This window comes from Virgibacillus oceani (assembly GCF_041521345.1).
Lineage (GTDB): Bacteria > Bacillota > Bacilli > Bacillales > Amphibacillaceae > Virgibacillus_N > Virgibacillus_N oceani_A.
The window spans coordinates 1-19687 of record NZ_JBGOHB010000023.1 but is presented as its reverse complement, the minus strand read 5'-3'; the positions used below and the strand labels follow the sequence as shown (position 1 = coordinate 19687).

General features: G+C 41.5%; 17 protein-coding genes, 1 rRNA gene and 1 other annotated feature. Of the genes, 2 read left to right on the top strand and 16 right to left on the bottom strand.

The window, feature by feature from the left end; translation table 11 throughout:
- Nucleotides 1-112: 112 nt before the first annotated feature.
- The 13 genes from ACDX78_RS15900 to ACDX78_RS15840 form a co-directional block, all read right to left on the bottom strand.
- Entirely contained in the window at nt 113-625 is a 513-nt protein-coding gene (locus tag ACDX78_RS15900) for an NYN domain-containing protein (protein ID WP_486029144.1), read from the bottom strand.
- 1 nt (nt 626) lies between these two features.
- Nucleotides 627-1373 (bottom strand): 23S rRNA (guanosine(2251)-2'-O)-methyltransferase RlmB, encoded by a 747-nt coding sequence (gene rlmB / locus ACDX78_RS15895; RefSeq protein WP_486029143.1) that lies wholly within the window; start codon nt 1371-1373, stop codon nt 627-629.
- A complete protein-coding gene (locus tag ACDX78_RS15890) occupies nt 1366-1773 on the bottom strand; it encodes a Mini-ribonuclease 3 (RefSeq protein WP_486029142.1) in 408 nt (135 codons plus the stop codon). The genes rlmB and ACDX78_RS15890 overlap by 8 nt, the downstream gene beginning before the upstream one ends.
- 2 nt (nt 1774-1775) lie before the next feature.
- Nucleotides 1776-3176 (bottom strand): cysteine--tRNA ligase, encoded by a 1401-nt coding sequence (gene cysS, locus ACDX78_RS15885; protein WP_486029141.1) that lies wholly within the window; start codon nt 3174-3176, stop codon nt 1776-1778.
- Nucleotides 3157-3825: a serine O-acetyltransferase gene (gene cysE / locus ACDX78_RS15880; protein ID WP_486029140.1), complete on the bottom strand. Its 669-nt coding sequence runs from the start codon at nt 3823-3825 to the stop codon at nt 3157-3159. Before cysE ends, cysS begins: the two co-directional genes overlap by 20 nt.
- Nucleotides 3826-4020: 195 nt before the next feature.
- Nucleotides 4021-4290, bottom strand: a binding site (T-box leader).
- Between the two features lie 78 nt (nt 4291-4368).
- On the bottom strand, nt 4369-5838 hold the full coding sequence (gltX, locus tag ACDX78_RS15875) for a glutamate--tRNA ligase (RefSeq protein ID WP_486029139.1): 1470 nt from the start codon (nt 5836-5838) through the stop codon (nt 4369-4371).
- 156 nt (nt 5839-5994) lie between these two features.
- Complete coding sequence (locus tag ACDX78_RS15870) at nt 5995-7095, bottom strand: PIN/TRAM domain-containing protein (RefSeq protein ID WP_486029138.1); 1101 nt, start codon at nt 7093-7095, stop codon at nt 5995-5997.
- A 318-nt stretch (nt 7096-7413) separates the two neighbouring features.
- Entirely contained in the window at nt 7414-8787 is a 1374-nt protein-coding gene (gene radA, locus ACDX78_RS15865; RefSeq protein WP_486029137.1) for a DNA repair protein RadA, read from the bottom strand.
- 430 nt (nt 8788-9217) lie between these two features.
- Nucleotides 9218-9655, bottom strand: coding sequence for a hypothetical protein (locus ACDX78_RS15860; RefSeq protein WP_486029136.1), 438 nt, complete (start codon nt 9653-9655; stop codon nt 9218-9220).
- Nucleotides 9656-9819: 164 nt separating this feature from the next.
- Nucleotides 9820-12246, bottom strand: a complete 2427-nt coding sequence (gene clpC / locus ACDX78_RS15855) for an ATP-dependent protease ATP-binding subunit ClpC (protein WP_486029135.1) — start codon at nt 12244-12246, stop codon at nt 9820-9822.
- A gap of 19 nt (nt 12247-12265) precedes the next feature.
- Nucleotides 12266-13330: a protein-arginine kinase McsB gene (gene mcsB, locus ACDX78_RS15850; protein WP_486029134.1), complete on the bottom strand. Its 1065-nt coding sequence runs from the start codon at nt 13328-13330 to the stop codon at nt 12266-12268.
- Nucleotides 13327-13875 (bottom strand): protein-arginine kinase activator protein McsA, encoded by a 549-nt coding sequence (mcsA, locus tag ACDX78_RS15845; protein ID WP_486029133.1) that lies wholly within the window; start codon nt 13873-13875, stop codon nt 13327-13329. The genes mcsB and mcsA overlap by 4 nt, the downstream gene beginning before the upstream one ends.
- A 12-nt stretch (nt 13876-13887) precedes the next feature.
- Entirely contained in the window at nt 13888-14355 is a 468-nt protein-coding gene (locus tag ACDX78_RS15840) for a CtsR family transcriptional regulator (RefSeq protein WP_486029132.1), read from the bottom strand.
- A gap of 296 nt (nt 14356-14651) precedes the next feature.
- On the opposite strand from ACDX78_RS15840, the gene ACDX78_RS15835 reads away from it, so the two are divergent.
- On the top strand, nt 14652-15632 hold the full coding sequence (locus ACDX78_RS15835) for a M23 family metallopeptidase (protein ID WP_486029131.1): 981 nt from the start codon (nt 14652-14654) through the stop codon (nt 15630-15632).
- A gap of 225 nt (nt 15633-15857) precedes the next feature.
- Here ACDX78_RS15835 and ACDX78_RS15830 read toward each other — a convergent pair whose 3' ends face one another.
- Both ACDX78_RS15830 and ACDX78_RS15825 read right to left on the bottom strand, forming a co-directional pair.
- Nucleotides 15858-16727 carry a fructosamine kinase family protein gene (locus ACDX78_RS15830; protein WP_486029130.1) on the bottom strand — a complete coding sequence of 290 codons (870 nt, stop codon included), beginning with the start codon at nt 16725-16727 and terminating at the stop codon, nt 15858-15860.
- 128 nt (nt 16728-16855) lie between these two features.
- Entirely contained in the window at nt 16856-17521 is a 666-nt protein-coding gene (locus ACDX78_RS15825) for an MgtC/SapB family protein (RefSeq protein WP_486029203.1), read from the bottom strand.
- 189 nt (nt 17522-17710) lie between these two features.
- Here ACDX78_RS15825 and ACDX78_RS15820 point away from each other — a divergent pair, with 189 nt between their 5' ends.
- Nucleotides 17711-19480: a glycerophosphoryl diester phosphodiesterase membrane domain-containing protein gene (locus tag ACDX78_RS15820; RefSeq protein WP_486029129.1), complete on the top strand. Its 1770-nt coding sequence runs from the start codon at nt 17711-17713 to the stop codon at nt 19478-19480.
- A gap of 82 nt (nt 19481-19562) precedes the next feature.
- Here the strand turns inward: ACDX78_RS15820 and rrf are convergent.
- Nucleotides 19563-19678, bottom strand: a 5S ribosomal RNA gene (gene rrf / locus ACDX78_RS15815).
- Nucleotides 19679-19687: the final 9 nt, after the last annotated feature.

The following is a 19687-nucleotide window of genomic DNA, read 5'->3' as shown; positions in this document are numbered from 1 at the left end:
ACAAATCTTTAAAAATTGTTCTCAATAATGCTCATGTAAAGTTATTATACAGTAAGCGCTTTAATCTAGTCAATACGGGAAAAAGGGGAATGCGGTAAATGATTCCTTTTTCCTACATTTCTCCCCTTCGCCACTTTTCAAATTTATCCAATATTTTCTCATCCAAGACAATTTTTGAACGTTCAGGCTGCGTTTTCTTCTGTATTTCAATGTTTTCTCTGATCCTTCTTTCTACATTTCTTACTTCTATCAGCAATTCCCTGGCAGATATGCGCAGCGCACCTTGGCCGAAAATGGTCCGCTGCTCGGCATAATCAGAAGTAGCAACATATACTTGGGTTTCCACATTTTTATACTTTTTCACCAGTCTTTCAATCCGCTCGTCTGCTGTTTCTTTTTCTTTTGTATAAATAACTTCGACTTTAAATGCTTTTGTCTTCTTTATCGTTCCTTTTACATAATAGGCATCAAAAACGATAATAACACGATCCCCGGAAAAGGCCTGATATTCTGCCATCATTTCAATTAAGTGGTCCCTAGCTTGTCCAATATCTTTTTCCTTCAGCTGTTGGAGTGCTTCCCATGCGCCGATCATGTTATATCCGTCCACGAGCAATATATCCATATTATTCACCAACCGGGTGTCGTTTACGGTAAATTTCATAGAGCAATAAACTGCATGCGACAGAAGCATTAAGCGAAGAGACCTTCCCTTTCATCGGCAGACTTACGGTCCAGTCACATTTTTTCCGAACCAGGCGGCTGATGCCCTTCCCTTCATTTCCAATCACAATGGCAATTGGCAAGGTTCCGTCCATCATCCGGTAATCCTCTGTTGCCTCCGCCTCTGTCCCGACAACCCAAATATTTTTTTCCTTTAATTCGTCGATCGTGCCTGCGATATTCGTTACCCTCGCTACAGGTACATACTCGATGGCCCCGGCTGCCGTCTTGGCAACAACCTGGGTAAGCCCGACAGCACGTCGTTTGGGAATAATGACGCCATGTGCCCCCACAGCTTCTGCGGTCCGTAATATAGAGCCTAGATTATGCGGATCCTCCAGCTCGTCCAGGATAATGAAAAAGGGGGCTTCTTCTTTTCGATCTGCCGCGATAAACAAATCATCAAGATCTGCGTATGGATAAGAAGCAACGTAGGCAATAACGCCTTGATGGTTTTTACCTGCTGAAATTTGATCCAGTTTATTTTTCGGCACTTTTTGCACAACGGTTCCTGCAGCTCTCCCCAGCTCCATGAATTTTCCTTGCATAGAACGATTAAGCTGCTCATTCAGGAATACTTTATTTACCGATCTGCCGGACTTTAATGCCTCTATGACCGGATTTTTTCCAATGATTATTTCCTCATCCATCCTGCTTCCTCCCCGCTTCAATCCAATCAACAGCTTCCCGGAGCAATTCGGACAGCCGTCCTTCATTTTCCCTCAAATAATGATACCCTATTAATGCCTCAAAAGCTGTACTGTAGCGGTAAGCCTGGACAGAGATATTTTTAGGGATCGTGCCGGATTTTGCATTTCTTCCTCTGGCCACCACCCGCTCTTCTTCATAGGTCAAGAAGTTCGTTTCCAGCCAGTGCAAAATGATATCTGCCTGTTTGTTGCCAGCAACAAACAGGACCGCCTGATTATGAAGCTGCTGAGGCTTTATTTGCCCTTTTTTAAGCAAATGCTCCCTAATATATACCTCATACACAGCATCGCCCATATAAGCGAGCGCCAGACTTTTTATCTGTTTTACATCATTTACCATGATTAGCCTCTTTTCCAGCGGACGCCCTGCGGTGTATCTTCCAAAATAATATTTTTCTCCTTCAGCTGATCCCTAATTTCATCAGCCCTTTGAAAATTACGGCTTTTGCGCGCTTCATTCCGCTCTTCAATGAGTGAATCAATATCTGCATCAAGTAGTTCTTCCTCTTTTTCCACTTCTAGACCAAGTATATGAAGCAAGGTTTCAATGGCCGCCTGAAATGCATCAATCACGTTTGTCTGCGTTTGATCCTGCAGTAAATAGTTATTTGCTTCTTTTGTCACGTCAAATAAGACAGATATGGCGTTTGCCGTATTAAAATCATCATCCATAGCAGCTTCAAACTGCTGCTTGAAATTATTTATTTTTTCGAGCCAGCTGTTAGCATCATTCACAAGGTTCATGCTGGTTTTTTTACGGTGTTCCAGGTTTTGATAGGCTGTCTTAATTCTGTCCAGGCTGTTTTTTGCACTTTCCAGCAATTCCTCTGTAAAATTAATCGGATGGCGATAATGTACACTAAGCATAAAAAACCGGATTACCTGCGGGTCATGCGCATTGATTAATTCGCGGGTAAGCACAAAATTATTCAGTGATTTGGACATTTTTTCATTATCAATATTAATGTACCCATTATGCATCCAATACTTCGCAAATGGTTTTCCATTCATTGCTTCCGATTGGGCAATTTCGTTTTCATGGTGCGGAAAGGTCAAATCCTGGCCGCCGGCATGAATGTCGATCGTTTCCCCTAAATGCTTTTTCACCATGGCAGAGCATTCAATATGCCAGCCTGGCCGTCCTTTCCCCCATGGAGATTCCCAGGAAATTTCATCATCATTCGCCGCCTTCCAAAGAGCAAAATCAAGAGGATCCTCTTTTTTATCGCCCACCTGAATACGGGCGCCGACACGCAATTCATCAATTGACTGATGGGACAGTTTTCCGTATTCCTCAAATTTACGCGGTTTATAATATACATCACCGTCTACTTCATAGGCAAAACCTTTTTCGATCAGTCCCTGGATAAATGCAACAATATCATCCATCGTGTCCATCACCCTTGGGTTATGGGTAGCCTTTTTAATCCCTAAAGCGCCGACATCCTCCAAATAAGCATCAATATACTTATCGGCAATTTCAGGCACCGTTTCTCCTGTGTCTTTTGCCGTATTAATAATCTTATCGTCTACATCGGTAAAATTAAGCACATAATTAACGTCATACCCTTTATGCTCCAGGTATCTCCGCACGGTATCAAAAACGATGGCCGGCCTGGCATTTCCGATATGGATATAGTTGTACACGGTTGGCCCGCAAACATACATACTCACCTTCCCAGCCTGCTGCGGAATAAATGCTTCTTTTTCACGTTTTAGCGTATTATAAATTTGAATCGACATGTTCTTTCCCTTCTTTCCATTTTGCCATTTCTGCTTTTAATTCATCAATTTCCTGCTGCAGCTTCCTACAGTGCTCTTCGACAGGATCGGGTATTTTATGATGGTCGAGATCTCTTCTCACTCTCTCGCCGTTCTGTTTGACTATTCTGCCCGGAATCCCCACTATGGTAGAGTGATCAGGTACATCCTTAAGTACAACGGAACCTCCGCCGACTTTGGAGCTTTCACCGATAACAATGTCCCCAAGCACTTTAGCACCTGTGGAAATCAGCGCATTATCAGCTATCGTCGGATGCCGCTTGCCTTTTTCATTCCCAGTACCTCCCAGGGTTACTCCCTGGAAAATGGTTACATTATCGCCTATTTCACATGTTTCCCCTATGACGACACCCATGCCATGGTCAATGAATAAACGGCGCCCAATTTTTGCGCCGGGATGAATTTCAATGCCTGTGAAAAATCTGCTGATCTGTGAAATAGCCCGTGCAATAAAAAACAACTTCTTATTATAAAACCAATGGGCAATCCGATGATTCCAGACGGCGTGCAGTCCGGAATAGGTTAAAAGCACCTCTATATTTGTACGTGCTGCCGGGTCCTGGTCAAAGACTACCTCCATATCTTCTTTCATTCGTTTAAAGATCCCCATCCGTGTTAACCTCCCTTTGTTTGCCATTTTTTAATCTGGAGTTCCTCATCGTTCGAGTGTTTATCAACCCGATTAGTGACCGAACGAACCCATTTTCTCCCCTCCAGGAGTTTAGAATCAAGAACAGTGATCGTATTCAACAATCACAATTTCTATAGTTTTTTACCAGCAAAAAAACATCCCTGTGTACATTGACACAGAGACGCTTATGCGCGGTCCCACTCTGTTTAAAGGGTTGGAAAATCTGACTTTTCTCCAAGTTCAGGCTTGCGTCGCTAGTTGCTCGCTTATATATCCCCTTCCGGCTCAGGCTCTCATAACGGGAGAGTTCCGCTGTTATGTACTTATATTCCATAACAGACTCCGAGGGGCACTTCAAAGGGAAGGCTTAAAATCACTCACAGCCAAGGTGATTCTCTCTGGGTAAACCATTCCGCTTCTACTTTCCCTCATCTACGTTCTTCTATTTAGGTGCCTCTATTTTTATTTTCATAACAGTTGATGTCATATCAGTATATTATATTCCTGCCTAATTGTGAATAATTACGCTCCCAAATGCTTTAATACTTTATCCAAACGTTTCAGGATCAAATCCTTGCCGAGCAGTTCAATGGCCAGCGGCAGCTCCGGCCCATGGGTCTGCCCGGTCGTTGCAACCCGGATCGGCATAAACAACCGTTTGCCGCGGTGCCCTGTTTCTTTTTGAGTTGCTTTAAATTGCGCCTTAATAGAATCCTTCGTAAAATCATCCAGGTGAATCAGTTTATCGGTAAATACCTGCAGTACTTCTGGAACCTGCTCCTCCTGCAGTATATCCATCGCACCTTCATCCATCACTGGCTCATCACGGAAAAATAACTCTGTTAATTCAACAATTTCCGCACCGTACCTCAATTGCTCCCGGTACAATCCAATCACATTTTCCGCCCATTCCCGCTGGCTTTCACTCATGTCTTCCGGCAGTCTGCCTGCTTCAACTAAATGCGGCATCGCAAGGGAGATCACAGATTCAAGATCGGCTGCTTTAATATATTCGTTATTCATCCACTTTAATTTGTGGCGGTCAAAAATAGCAGCGGAGGTAGACAAGCGCTCCGGATCAAAAATATCTATCAATGTTTGTTTATCAAAAATTTCTTCCTCTCCCACCGGCGACCAGCCCAGGAGGGTAATGAAATTAAATAGTGCTTGAGGCAGATACCCCAAATCATGATATTGTTCAATAAACTGCAGTATATGCTGATCTCGCTTACTCAGCTTTTTCCGTTCCTCATTTAAAATGAGTGTCATGTGACCAAATGCCGGTGCTTCCCAGTCAAAAGCATCATACACCATCATCTGTTTTGGTGTATTGGAAATATGCTCTTCGCCTCTAAGTACATGGGAGATCTCCATTAAATGATCATCAATCGCTACCGCAAAATTATAGGTAGGGATCCCATTTTTCTTCACAATAACCCAGTCACCAAAATCACTGGATTCAAAGGTGATATTTTCTCTAACAATATCATGGAATGTATATGTTTTGTTTGCCGGAACCCGCAGGCGGATACTTGGTTTGCGGCCATCACGTTCAAATTGTGCGATTTGTTCTTCGGTTAAATCACGGTGAGCCCCGGAATATTTCGGCACCTCGCCGCGGGCACGCTGTTCTTCACGTTCTTTTTCCAGTTCCTCTTCTGTCATATAGCATTTATAAGCAAGGCCTCTTTCCAGCAGGTCATCCACATATTTCTGATAAATTTCCAGCCGTTCCGTTTGCCTGTACGGGCCATAATCACCGCCAATATCGGCTCCCTCGTCCCATTCAATGCCAAGCCATTTCAGGAATTTCAGCTGGCTCTCTTCTCCACCCTCCACATTTCGTTTATCATCTGTATCTTCAATCCGGATAATAAATTTCCCGTTTAAGTGTTTGGCGTATAAATAATTAAATAGTGCTGTACGCGCATTTCCAATATGCAAATGCCCCGTAGGACTAGGCGCATAACGCACACGAACCTGGTTTGACATAATAATGCCCCTTTCTATTCTCCTGCTTGTACCATAGTTATTATTTTATTGCTTCTTCATTTGCAGCTGACACAGCTTGCAGCGTTCCTTCATTTCGAACACCAGAAAAAAAGTGATAACACTATTTTTCTGTTATCACTTTTTGTTATACCCTTTTTACTGTGCTTTTTCAAGTAATTTCGGTTTTGCAAATATCATTCTTCCTGCCGATGTTTGAAGAACACTGGTGATGAGTACCTCAATCGATTTCCCGATATAATTTCTGCCTTCCTCTACAACAATCATCGTACCGTCATCCAGGTAAGCAATTCCCTGGTTTTGTTCCTTACCATCCTTGATCACTTGAACAACCAGTTCCTCACCAGGAAGTACAACTGGTTTCACCGCATTAGCCAAATCATTAATGTTCAGCACGGATACGCCTTGCAGATCGGATACTTTATTTAAGTTGAAATCATTTGTTACAACAACACCGTCAATCACTTTTGCCAATTTAATCAGTTTGCTGTCAACTTCATGAATCTCCTCAAAGTCTCCTTCATAGATTTCTACATCTACCGGAAGCTCTTTTTGAATGCGATTAAGCACATCCAGTCCACGGCGCCCTCTATTTCGTTTTAAAACATCAGAAGAATCCGCAATATGCTGCAGCTCTCCAAGGACGAACTGAGGAATCACAATCGTCCCTTCCAGAAATCTCGTCTGACAAATATCAGCAATACGCCCATCAATAATAACACTAGTATCCAGTATTTTTGATTTTGGCTTGATCAGTTCTTTTGCTTCCTCAGTGTCTGCACCTTTTCTTTTATCCCGGTCTCTTTTATTTTTATTCATTAGATTAACAAATTCATCTCTTCGTCTGAAACCAACCTGGAAACCTAAATAACCGAGTAAAATCATAATGAAGAATGGTATAACCTGTGATACTATTTCAATATTAATATCCTGCAGCGGCATATTGATAAAATAAGCAATTACCAGCCCTAAAAGCAGTCCGATACTTCCGAAAAACAAATCAATTGCCGGTACTTTAATAAGCGCTTCTTCCACCCACTTAAGGAAATTAACAACGTAGCCTGCCACCATGTATGAAATAAGAAAAAAAATAATTGCCCCCAAAATTGTCCCCAGCCATGGTGAGGCCAGCCACTCGAGTTCGGTGAAGCCTAATAGATTCACGATTGTCGGTATATATAAATAGCCAACAGTACCGCCCATAATAATAAAGAATAAATGAACAACTTTCCTTAACACTACTAATGTCACCTCCTATCCCGGCAGGAAAGAAATTAAAAAACTCCCTGCAAAGTCAAGGGCCTTAAGGTCCTACCCTTGTGATACTAAGACTTTCCCGTAAATACCTGGCGGTAAGCCAAGTTCACTAATATTATTGCCTTATTGTGAAAAAATAATCCAAAAAAAGTAATAATCACCTATTATACCAATTAAATAATAGCATATATCCGAATAACATTCAATTTAAATAAACTTATCATGTTACCATAACTAAATATAAATGGCAATACAATAATCTACAATTTTTGTCGAATTCCGACAAAAAACCGCGTATAATTAACGAGAAACCCCGACTTGAAGTGCTTCCTGAACGGTTTTCACACCAATTACCTCAATTTGCTCCGGCACCGTCCAGCCATCGAGATTATTTGCCGGACATATTACTCGCTTAAAACCAAGCTTCGCCGCTTCCTGCACCCTTTGTTCAATCCGGGAGACCCTCCTTATTTCACCGGTTAATCCAACTTCCCCGATAAAAATATCATCCGGTCTTGTCGGCTGATCGCGGAAACTTGAAGCGATACTGATAGCGATCGCTAAGTCAATAGCAGGTTCATCCAGCTTTACCCCGCCGGCAACTTTAATATACGCGTCCTGATTCTGGAGCATTAAACCAACCCGCTTTTCTAACACTGCCATTAATAATGGCACCCTGTTCTGATCCGTTCCTGTTGCCATACGGCGCGGGTTTCCAAAAGCGGAAGGAGATATTAATGCCTGTATTTCTACCAGTACAGGTCTGGTTCCTTCCATCGAAGCAACGACAGTAGACCCCGAAGCCCCCTCTGACCGTTCTTCGAGAAATATTTCAGAAGGGTTCATTACTTCCCGTAACCCCTGTTCTTTCATTTCAAAAATCCCCATTTCATTTGTGCTTCCGAACCGGTTTTTCACACCTCGTAGTATACGGTATGTGTGGTGGCGCTCGCCTTCAAAATATAAAACAGCGTCCACCATATGCTCCAATAGCCTAGGCCCCGCGATCGAACCTTCTTTGGTCACATGCCCAACAATAAAGATCGGGATGCCATTCGTTTTTGCTATTTTCATTAATTCTGATGTGCATTCACGCACCTGGGAAACACTGCCCGGTGCACTGGAAATCTCCTCTTTATACATGGTCTGTATCGAATCAACTACGACAAAAGATGGTTTAATTTCTTCCACCTGTTTTACAATATCAAATAAATTAGTCTCCGCTAAAACGTATAAAGCATCCGATTTAATATCCAATCTGTCTGCCCGGAGCTTCGTCTGACGAATGGATTCCTCTCCGGAGATGTATAAGACCGGCAACGCTTTATCCGCCAGCTGGGCGGAAATCTGCAAAAGGAGGGTTGACTTCCCAATACCGGGGTCTCCTCCAATTAATACAAGTGACCCGGCAACAATGCCGCCGCCAAGTACTCGGTTAAACTCTTTCATTTCCACCGTAACCCGGGGTTCCTGCTGTGTTTCAATAGCCGATATTTTCTCCGGCTTATGAACTACATTAGCGCCCACATTAAATGTATGCTTATTCCTTGAGCCCGATGCTTCTATTTCTTCCACAAATGAATTCCAGCTGCTGCAGCCCGGGCATTTGCCCATCCATTTTGCTGATTCGTAACCACAATGCTGACAAACAAATTTTGTTTTTCTTTTAGCCAAATTCCTCTATCCCTTCCTACTATTATTATAGACTATTAAAGCCGCTAGAAAGTTACAGCTTCCTATCAATTTAGTTAAAAATTCCATATTAGTGCCACAATTGGATAAAATTCGGGATATGATATCCACCGGTGGATGGGAGTAATATAACTGCCAGAAAAAATAGGCGACTCTTATTGCGCGAGGGGCAAAAATTAATAGATTTGTGCGTATATTGCCATTTTTATTTTATCATGCTAGCTGGCTATATACCAAAACTTTGCTGGATTGTTGGGTTCCGATACCTTTTCATAATAAAAAGCGGACCGCGTGATTTTCCGGGAGAATCAGCTACTTTCCTCATTATATTTAAAGGGTAGCGTAAATGAGTCGTGTTTTGGGCAACCCTTCCAGATAAACCTATTATCTTGAAAGAGGTACTACAATAAAACTATTCACCTAATGTAATACTAATTTCTTTATTAACATTTTCTCCATCTGGCGCTTTTACTTGAACCTTCCAATTAGGAGACAGTACTTGCTTGATGTTAGACAATGTTTCCACATCTACAACTAATTTGGTAATGCCTTTCTCTGTTGGTTCATACTCCGTTTCGGTAATATCGAATTTCAGCTTTAAAAGGTTTTTCAATCCATTCATAGTAACGAACTTTACCTGATAACCATCGCGAATAATAGAGTGAAATGCCACGGGATCTTTTTCTTGCAGATCAATTAGTGCTTGGAATTGTAAATTTTGGTTCAGATCCTCCCAAGGAGTAACATCCTTTTTGGAGACATGCTCCTCCAATTCCTGATTAGTTATACCGCTTGCCCGTACTGTTTCAATTAAATATGCTTCCATCAATGAAATGTAATTCATTCCCATTTTGTTTCCTCCCTTTGTATGCCTTCTTTTTATTCTTTTGTATCTAAAGACTTCTGTGAAATAGGATGCTTACAACATCACGCTTCAGCCAAATTAAAATAACTTAAAAAAGCCGGAAGACAATCTGCTCCCGGCTTTTTTCATCCCTGCTTCTTACTTTGCATTTAAGGCAATACAATAAATTCGCCTTTATTATTCAACCCGATTTTTACCTTTTCACCCTTGGAAATGTTCTCTTTTAACAATTCCTCGGATAAAAGATCCTCGATGTTTTTCTGAATCGACCTTCTGAGTGGACGGGCACCATATTCAGGCTCGAAGCCTTCATTGGCGATTTTTTCCAAGGCTTTATCTGTAAGTGTAAATTCAATTTCCTGCTCTTTTAAGCGATTCTGAAGCTGTTTAACCATCAATGTAACAATGTCTTTCATATGCTTTTTCTCCAAGGAATGAAAGACGATTGTTTCATCGATCCGGTTCAGGAACTCAGGACGGAATGCTTTCTTCAGTTCATCCAGCACCTTGTTCTTCATGTCTTCATGCTCCTGACCTTCGTCACCCAAATTAAAACCAACATATTTATTCCGCTTCAGTTCACTTGCACCAACGTTGGAAGTCATAATGAGCACTGTATTACGGAAGTCAACGACACGGCCCTTGGAATCCGTAAGACGCCCATCTTCCAGGACCTGCAGCAAGATATTAAATACTTCCGGATGTGCTTTTTCCACCTCATCAAGGAGAACGACGGAATACGGTTTTGTACGCACCTTTTCTGTTAGCTGTCCACCTTCTTCATAGCCGACATACCCCGGTGGTGAACCTACCAAACGGGAGGTTGCATGTTTTTCCATATACTCCGACATATCAATCCGGATCATCGCTTCCTCATCTTCAAACATGGCTTCTGCAAGTGCTCTGGCTAGTTCGGTTTTCCCGACCCCTGTTGGTCCCAGGAAAATAAATGAACCGATTGGGCGCTTTGGATCCTTCAGACCCGCTCTTGCCCTGCGGATCGCTTTTGCTACTGCATTCACAGCTTCCTGCTGACCAATCACACGGTCGTGCAGGATCCCCTCCATATTCAAGAGACGATCACTTTCATCCTTTGTTAATTTGGAAACAGGCACACCAGTCCAGATGGACACAACAGCAGCAATATCTTCCACTGTTACCTCAGAGTCTGTCTGGCCCTGCTTTTCTTTCCATTCATTTTTCGTTTCATCCAGCTCTTCCCGAAGACGCTGCTCGGAATCCCGTAAAGAAGCTGCTTTTTCAAATTCTTGGCTTTGTACAGCTGCATCTTTTTCTTTGCGGACTTCTTCCAGCTTTTGTTCCAATTCCTTCAGATCCGGCGGCACAGTATATGAACTCAGGCGCACTTTGGATCCTGCTTCATCAATTAAGTCAATCGCTTTATCCGGCAAAAATCTATCCGTAATATAACGGTCGGACAAATGAGCCGCCGCGTCAATTGCTTCATCTGTAATCGTCACACGGTGATGTGCTTCATAACGGTCACGAAGCCCGCCTAAAATTTGCACCGTTTCTTCAAGCGTCGGTTCATCCACCTGGATTGGCTGGAATCTGCGCTCAAGTGCCGCATCCTTTTCAATATATTTCCTGTATTCATCAAGCGTTGTTGCACCTATACATTGCAATTCTCCGCGAGCGAGGGACGGTTTTAAAATATTGGAAGCGTCAATTGCCCCTTCTGCTCCGCCGGCACCAATCAGTGTATGCAATTCATCGATGAATAAAATAATATTGTTTGCCTGACGGATTTCTTCCATCACTTTTTTCAGACGATCTTCAAATTCACCACGGTATTTTGTACCTGCCACCACGGTACCCATATCAAGGGTCATTACACGTTTATCTCGCAGTGTTTCCGGTATTTCGTTATTTATAATCTGCTGTGCCAACCCTTCTGCCACAGCAGTTTTACCTACCCCGGGTTCCCCGATTAAGACAGGGTTGTTCTTCGTCCGGCGACTCAGCACTTGAATCACCCGCTCAATTTCTTTACTGCGGCCGATAACCGGGTCCACATTGCCTTCTTTGGCACTTTCCGTCAAATCTCTGGCAAGAGAATCCAGTGTTGGCGTATTGGCGCTTGTCTGCTGATTTCGGCCTTGTCTTCCAGCCTGGGATTCATTGCTCCCAAGGAGTTGAAGCACCTGCTGCCTTGCTTTGTTTAAACTGACTCCGAGATTATTTAATACACGGGCCGCTACTCCTTCACCCTCACGGATGAGACCGAGCAGAATATGTTCTGTTCCGACATAGGAGTGACCAAGCTTTCTCGCTTCATCTTGAGACAATTCCACCACTTTTTTTGCTCGGGGTGTATAGTGGATCGATTGCATCGGCTGCTTTCCGGTTCCGATTAAACCTTCCACTTCTTCCTGAATTTTTGCCACTTCAAGTCCGAGTGACTGAAGCGCTTTGGCGGCAATGCCGTCCCCTTCTCTGACCAGCCCTAACAGAATATGTTCTGTCCCAATATTATTATGACCAAGCCGGACTGCTTCTTCCTGGGATAATGCCAATACTTTCTGCGCCCGCTCGGTAAAACGTCCAAACATCATATAATGAATTCCTCCTATCCTATTTTTCCAATTGTAATCTTTCGCGAATGAGTGTAGCCCGCAGTATATCACGCTGATTTGCTGTTAATGTCTGTTTCTGATAATGCTGCAAAAATCCGGGCTGTGTTAAAATCATGAGTTCATTTAATATATTACGTGAAACCTGCTCAATTAATCCCAAGTCAATACCAAGACGGACATTGGACAGACATTGTGCCGCTTCTTTGGATTCAATGATTCTCGCATTTTCCAATACGCCATACGAGCGGTAAATACGATCCTCCAATTTTGTGCCACTTTGCTCCTGCATCCGGCTCCGTGCATTTCTTTCATGTGCTATTAATTGTCTGACAACACTTTCGAGATCTTCCACAATATCATTTTCCGATTTACCGAGTGTAATCTGATTGGATATCTGAAAAATATTTCCCTGGGCTTCGCTGCCTTCCCCGTAAATCCCTCTAACAACGAGACCAAGCTGATTTATGGCCGGGATCATCCGGTTTATTTGTTTTGTCATCGCAAGTGCCGGCAGATGCATCATGACAGAAGCACGCAGCCCCGTACCGACATTCGTCGGGCAGCTCGTTAAATAGCCTCTTGATTCATCGAATGCATAATTGATTTTCTCTTCCAGCCAGTCATCAAACTCGAAGACTTTCTCCAGTCCTTCTGTCAGCTGGAAGCCAGGAAAGTATAACTGAATTCGTATATGGTCTTCTTCATTGATCATGACAGATACCTGTTCATTTTCTGAAATAAGTACTGCCGAAGTTTCGGCATTTTTAACAAGATGGGGACTGATCAGATGTTTTTCAACCAATACCCTTTTTCCGATGGAAGATAAATCGTTAATCGCAATAAAAGCTAAATCATGATAATCCTGAAATGATTTATTCTCATAATTTGTTTTAAAAAAATCACGTATTTCCTCAAGGTGATCTGCATCAGCAATAAGCGGATAGGCTGCGTTTGCAAAATTTCTGGCTAAGCGGAGCCTGCTGCTCAGCACAATATCACTATCCGGACCTTCTTCCTGCATCCATGGACTGATCGCTTCATTCATAAAATTTTGCAGTGTCATGAATGGTCACCTTCTTTCCCATCATTCTGCCCGTTTTCCAATGCTTTAATCTTATCGCGGACTTCAGCTGCTTTTTCAAATTCTTCACTTTCTATTAAGCTTTTCAATGCTGATTTATAGCTTTCAATTTGCCTGCGTTTGTGCAGGTCGCCGCCCTGGCGTTTCGGAATTTTCCCGTGGTGCTTTGCATTCCCTGAATGCACCCGGCGAAAAATTGAATCCAATCGCTCGGAAAATGTATCATAGCACACGGCACAACCGAACTTACCTATGCGTTTAAATTCGGAAAAAGTCATTTCACATTTTGGACATTGCAATTCCTTCACCTGTTGAAATGAACCACCCTGAGGGTTCCCCATCGTCTGGGTTTCAAAGTTAATCAGCCCTGAGAGCAGATCATGCAGGGAATAGCCTTCTTCCTGATACATCTTATAACCTTTTTCCTTTGCACACACTTCGCAAACATGTACTTCTTTTTTATTTCCGTTAATGACCTGGGTGAAATGAAGTGTTGCGGGCCGTTCCTGGCATTCTTGGCAGTCCATCCGGTTCCCTCCTCATTTATTTAAATATTTTAGTGTGGATAGCATCGTTACCAATAGTCGCGCGCGAATCTCATCTCGTAACGGCAATTGAAAGGCAAGCACCTGTCTATCCATAACACTTGCCATAATTTTCATTTCGCGTCCAGTGATTAAACCTTCTTCTTTTAATCGATTTAACACATCAATTGCTATCTGCTGGGTTACTGTTGGCTGAATCATCGCAATAATCTCGTCGATAAGCTCGGATTGTTCCTGATGGATTACTTTTATAATACGTATATACCCTCCACCACCACGTTTACTCTCCACTATATACCCTTTTTCCACGGTAAACCGTGTGTTAATCACATAATTAATTTGAGAGGGGACACATTGAAATTGATCAGCGATTTCACTGCGCTTAATTTCAATTACATTTTTCCCTTGCACCTTTAAAGTTTGTTTTAAATACCTTTCAATAACATCGGAAATATTGCTCATATGCCCACCCCCTTCGATTTGACTTTGACTATCTTTGACTTAATTATTATTATACGCGATATTTTATCAGATGCAACTACAATACTATAGTTTATTTTCGTCAAAAAGAGAGAAAGAAAAACCTTTTTGGGAAAAGTATTTTTGGTAAGAATATGTTTTGGTATCGAAATGGTGTTGATTGGCAACAAACATGTTTTTCACAGATATGCTTGATGACGAGGGAAATACTGTGCAAACTGAATCTTTTATACATTTCATTCGTACAAATATAAGAGGAAGGGAGGAATATAATACATATGAAATCTTACTTAGCCATTTTTTTGGCTATTTGCTTATCTTTTAGCTTAAGTGCGTGCAGTGAAGGACAGAACGATTCCTTAGAAGACCAGGAAGAGGTGGATGAAGAAATGAATGCGAAGCTTGTATCTCCCGGACAATTTACAGATCAGTTTTTAGAAGGAGAATTGGAGAGGTTATACAATCAGACAAGTGAAGATTTTCAAGCTACCGTTACATTAGAGGAATTCGTAGCTCTTGGCGAAAACTTTAATGCTGGAGTCGAAAGCTTTGATCTTGTCTCGGAAATCCCTATCCATGGTATGACGGAATATCAATGGGTCAGTAACCAGGGAGACAAAGGGATCCGAAGTTACTTTGCAGACGACCTGACGATCGAGGGACTGCAACTTATGCCCATTTCTGATTTCCCGGAAAGTGATGAAAATTACACGGAAAATACATACCGGATGCCCATAACTGAAGCATGGTATACATTCTGGGGAGGTACGAATGAGCTTGTTAATTATCACTATTCTTTGGAAAACCAGCGATATGCTTATGACTTGCTTATGATGGAAGGTGATGCCACATTCGACGGAGACCTGCAAGATAACGAGAGCTATTTTGCATTCGGGAAAGAAGTGGCTGCCCCTTTAGATGGGCTCATCGTGTCTGCAGAAAATAATATTGCTGATAATACACCAAACGTTGACACAAACGAGGAGCAGCTCCTCGGCAACCATGTCATCATAGAACATGATAACGATGAATACAGCGTTATTGGCCACTTAAAAGAAGGCAGTCTTCAAGTAAGTGAAGGAGACAATGTAACTGCAGGTGAATTAGTCGGATTGGCCGGAAACTCCGGAAATTCCAGCGAACCGCATATTCACTTTCATGTTGCCGATAGCCCTGACTGGGAAAATGCCGCCTCTATTCGGATAAAGTTTGAAGATGGGGAAGAACCTGTGCGCGGAGAGACAATTACCGGGTTTTAAGACGAAGAAACCTCGCCAGCTGTAATAAGACAAACCCTCTTTTGTATAGAAATATAAGAGGGAGGGATGAAATGAGAAATATCGACTGGCAAATCCTTTTATTTGTGGGGGGCTCTATGATTCAGGACATTTGGATCTATTACAAGCTTCCTCGAGTATATTACATGCGTACAACCGAGAATACTGACGATAAAATAGATGCACCCTGAAGAAAAGATCTTCAGGCTAACCTGTATACCTTTGTAGAATACGATCTACCGATGGTCCGTAAGATTCACCAAACATATTTAAATGGACAAGCAGAAAATATAATTGATATAGCGGCTTTTTATCGTAATATGTATCAAACAATGGAAAAACAGAAGTATAGGAATCATAAAATCGTTGGGAAAACCCTCCAAACAGCTCTGTAAAAGCGATTTCAAATTCATGATCCCCATATAATATCGACGGGTCAATCAAATAGGGATTCCCCTCTTCTCCAACCATCCAATTTCCTCCCCAAAGATCCCCGTGCAACAAACTTGGAAGTGGTTTTTCCGGAATCCATCGATTGATTCGCTCCATTAATGCCTTTAGCATTTCTTGCCTTTTTCCCGTTACTGTCTTACGATTAATCCCAATCTCTAATTGCCCGGCTAAGCGATAATCACGGTAATAGGAAAGCCAACTATCCACCATTTGATTATCTTGTTCCAGTTTTCCAATAAAACTTTTTCCATCCAAACCAAATGCTTTTCCTTTTGTCTGGTGCATGGCCGCCAGTCTTTCTCCTAACAAATCATCCGTAGATTTGCTTTTTTCTCCAGTGATCCATTCCATCCATAACATCGGTAGCTTATTATATTCATCAGTATAAATCCCATATACGTTTGGCACATGTATTGTATTTGTTTGCCTCAACCTTTCGAGCCCCTTTTTTTCAGATTCAAAAAAGGCCATATTTACTGACCGATTCAATTTTACAAAAAATGCCCGGTTTTCAGATCGAACGTAATAGGCTTCGTTAATATCTCCGCCAGATACTGGCTGAATAGATTGAACTGTACTATCCTCTTGAATTTGCTTTAAAGTTTTTTCGAATAACCGTTGCAATATACCCCTTCCTTTCACGCTAGATATTGCAGGAAAATTTGATAAGAAAACAGTACACCATTTTCAAAATAGATTACCGGGTTAGAGAATATTTTCTCTAACCCAGTTCTAACAATTTTCACGAAGTGTTATTTTTTATCCGAGATTGTTTTGACATTTTCCATATTCGAGATTTCCTCAAATATTGCAACACGTTCCGCTTCAGATATTTCTTCTACTTTTATAAAAATATGCTTCGTGTTATTTTCAGTCTTTGAGATTTCAATATTAGTTATCATCACTTTCCTTTTTTCAAAGCTTGCTGTTATATCACCAATTTTCAGATCTTGACGTCCTGTTATTTCAAAAACTGTTCCAGCTGTACTCCTTTTCTTTTTGTGGATAAATAAATTCTCAAAGTTGTTCAGAAAGATTAAGCTGATTAGAATGACCAATGTAGTAAACACTGCTGCAGCGTACATCCCGGCTCCTACAACGAGACCAATTCCCGCCACTGCCCAAATGGAGGCAGCTGTCGTCAGCCCGCGAATGGTTCCCCCATACACAATAATCGTCCCTGCTCCAAGAAACCCAATCCCGCTGATTACATAAGAAGGAATACGGGCAGGGTCAAAGCGCACATTATCATAAGCTTCAATAAATGCTTCAAATCCATATATGGATAAAAGCATCATAAGGCATGCTCCGACACCAACGAGAATATGTGTACGAAAACCGGCAAAATGTCTTTTTACTTCCCTTTCAAACCCGATAATTCCGGATAGCACCAGCGCAATTAAAATACGAATAACCATCGTGATAAAATCTTCGGTAATTACTTGTTCTATAATATCTAAATTCCCCACCTCCCTTTCTTTATTCTACCGGAAAACAAAAATTTTCAAAATAATAACCTCTATGCAGATTGCCCCTTATAAATAGGATAGTTTCCACATATCTGATAAAATAAAACAAATCAAACCACGGTAGAAAAGGCTGATTAAATGTATTCTATTTTCAAAGAGAGCTTACGCGATTTTACATCTTCCTATAAAAATTATTTATCCTTTGAGATCATTTATACGATGCTGGCAAGCTTTCTATTCGTGCCGCTTCTTACATATATTTTTAACAAACTTTTATCCATAGTTGGTGTGGGCTCTTTATTAAATGCCGAAGTTTATAAATTCGGCATGAGTTTTCCTGTCATGCTCAGCTTTCTTTTATTTACTTTCTTGGCTGTTGCCATTTTATTTGTTGAGTTTGGCGTCCTCATTACAATAAGTCAAAAAAGATATTTTAAAAAATCAGTCCTTATAACAGAGGCCCTGGTGACCACCCTGAAAAAGCTGCCAAAACTTCTTGGTATCGGCGTATTTCAACTTATACTTTTACTGGTTTTCATCATCCCTTTTATCGACTCGACAACATTGCCGCCAATCCTGGATGTCAATATAACTATTTTTCTTACAAGCATATTTTATGAATCAGCTGTATCCACGGCTGTCTATATTGGAATCATGTTTGTGATTGGGTATGCAGCTATTCGCTGGATCTTTACTCTTCATTTCATTTTTATCGAAGACTCTACCATATGGCAAGCGTTGAAAAAAAGCTGGAAAGCAACACGAAGCAATCAATTTAAACTCGTATTTTATTTGTTTTTGGCTAATCTCATTATTTTTACTGCCGGGTTTTTATTTATGCGAATCATTTCCTACATAGCTGTCTTCATTGACTCACTAGCGGTCGGTCATTTTATCAGTGAGTACATCTTGACCCTATCCAGTTATACAGCAATGATTGGTTCTTTGTTTTTAATCCCAATAAATATCATTATCTTAACCCGTTGGTATTATCATTCTCAGGTTGTTAAGGGGGCGACGGTGCAAGATCAATTATCCATTCAAGCAAACCAGCGATTAAGTACAATCGAACTGTCGGCAGAGCGTTTTTTTAATAAGCGAAAAAAAGCAGTAGTTTTCTTTGCTGCCATTCTTGTATCAGGAATATTTTTTATCAACTATTCGGTTAGTGAGGCCATTGTTTATTTAAAATGGGATGTTGCAGTTGCCAGTCACCGCGGGGATTTGATGCATGCGCCGGAAAACTCAATGAGCAGTATTCGTTCAGCCCTTGATAAAGGGGTCAATGCTATTGAAATAGATATTATGATGACAAAAGATGGTGTTATTGTGCTAAATCATGACGATGACTTGCAACGAACAGCAGGGGTACACGCCAGTATTAAGGATATGACGTATGAAGAAGTAGCTGAAATCGACATTGGCATCCTCTACGATGAATCTTTTACCGGAGAACGGATCCCTACAATGGAACAAGTACTGGAAAAAGTGACTGAGAATGACACGCTCTTAATTCTGGATTTAAAATCCTATAATAGAAAAGATGAATTTACAGATGAAATAGTCCGCCTACTCGAGAAATATGATGCCGTTGATCAGACATATGTGCAATCCTTTAATTATGATTTACTGCAAGAAGTGCGTGCCAAAAATGAAGAAATTAAAATTGGCCAGGTTTTGTTTTTGGCCATGGGTAATCTAAGTAATCTGGATATAGATTTTTATACAATCCGGCAGAATATGCTCACATCCCGTTTTATTGAAAATGCCCATCAGCTGAACAGGGAAGTTTGGGTATGGACCGTAAATAGTGAGCGGAATGTACACGAGGTATTAAAATATAACATTGATGGAATAATTACAGATTATCCAGAACGAGTACAGCAGATTTTGGAATTTGAAGATTGAGCGAAAATAACAGCACCGAAATAAGGATTTCCTTCTCCAACAAAAAACCAGGTTACGATTTTTATCGTAACCTGGTTTTTCAGCCTGGCGGCGTCCTACTCTTGCAGGGGCAAGGCCCCAACTACCATCGGCGCTGGAGAGCTTAACTTCTGTGTTCGGCATGGGAACAGGTGTGACCTCTCCGCTATTGCTACCAGACAAGGAATG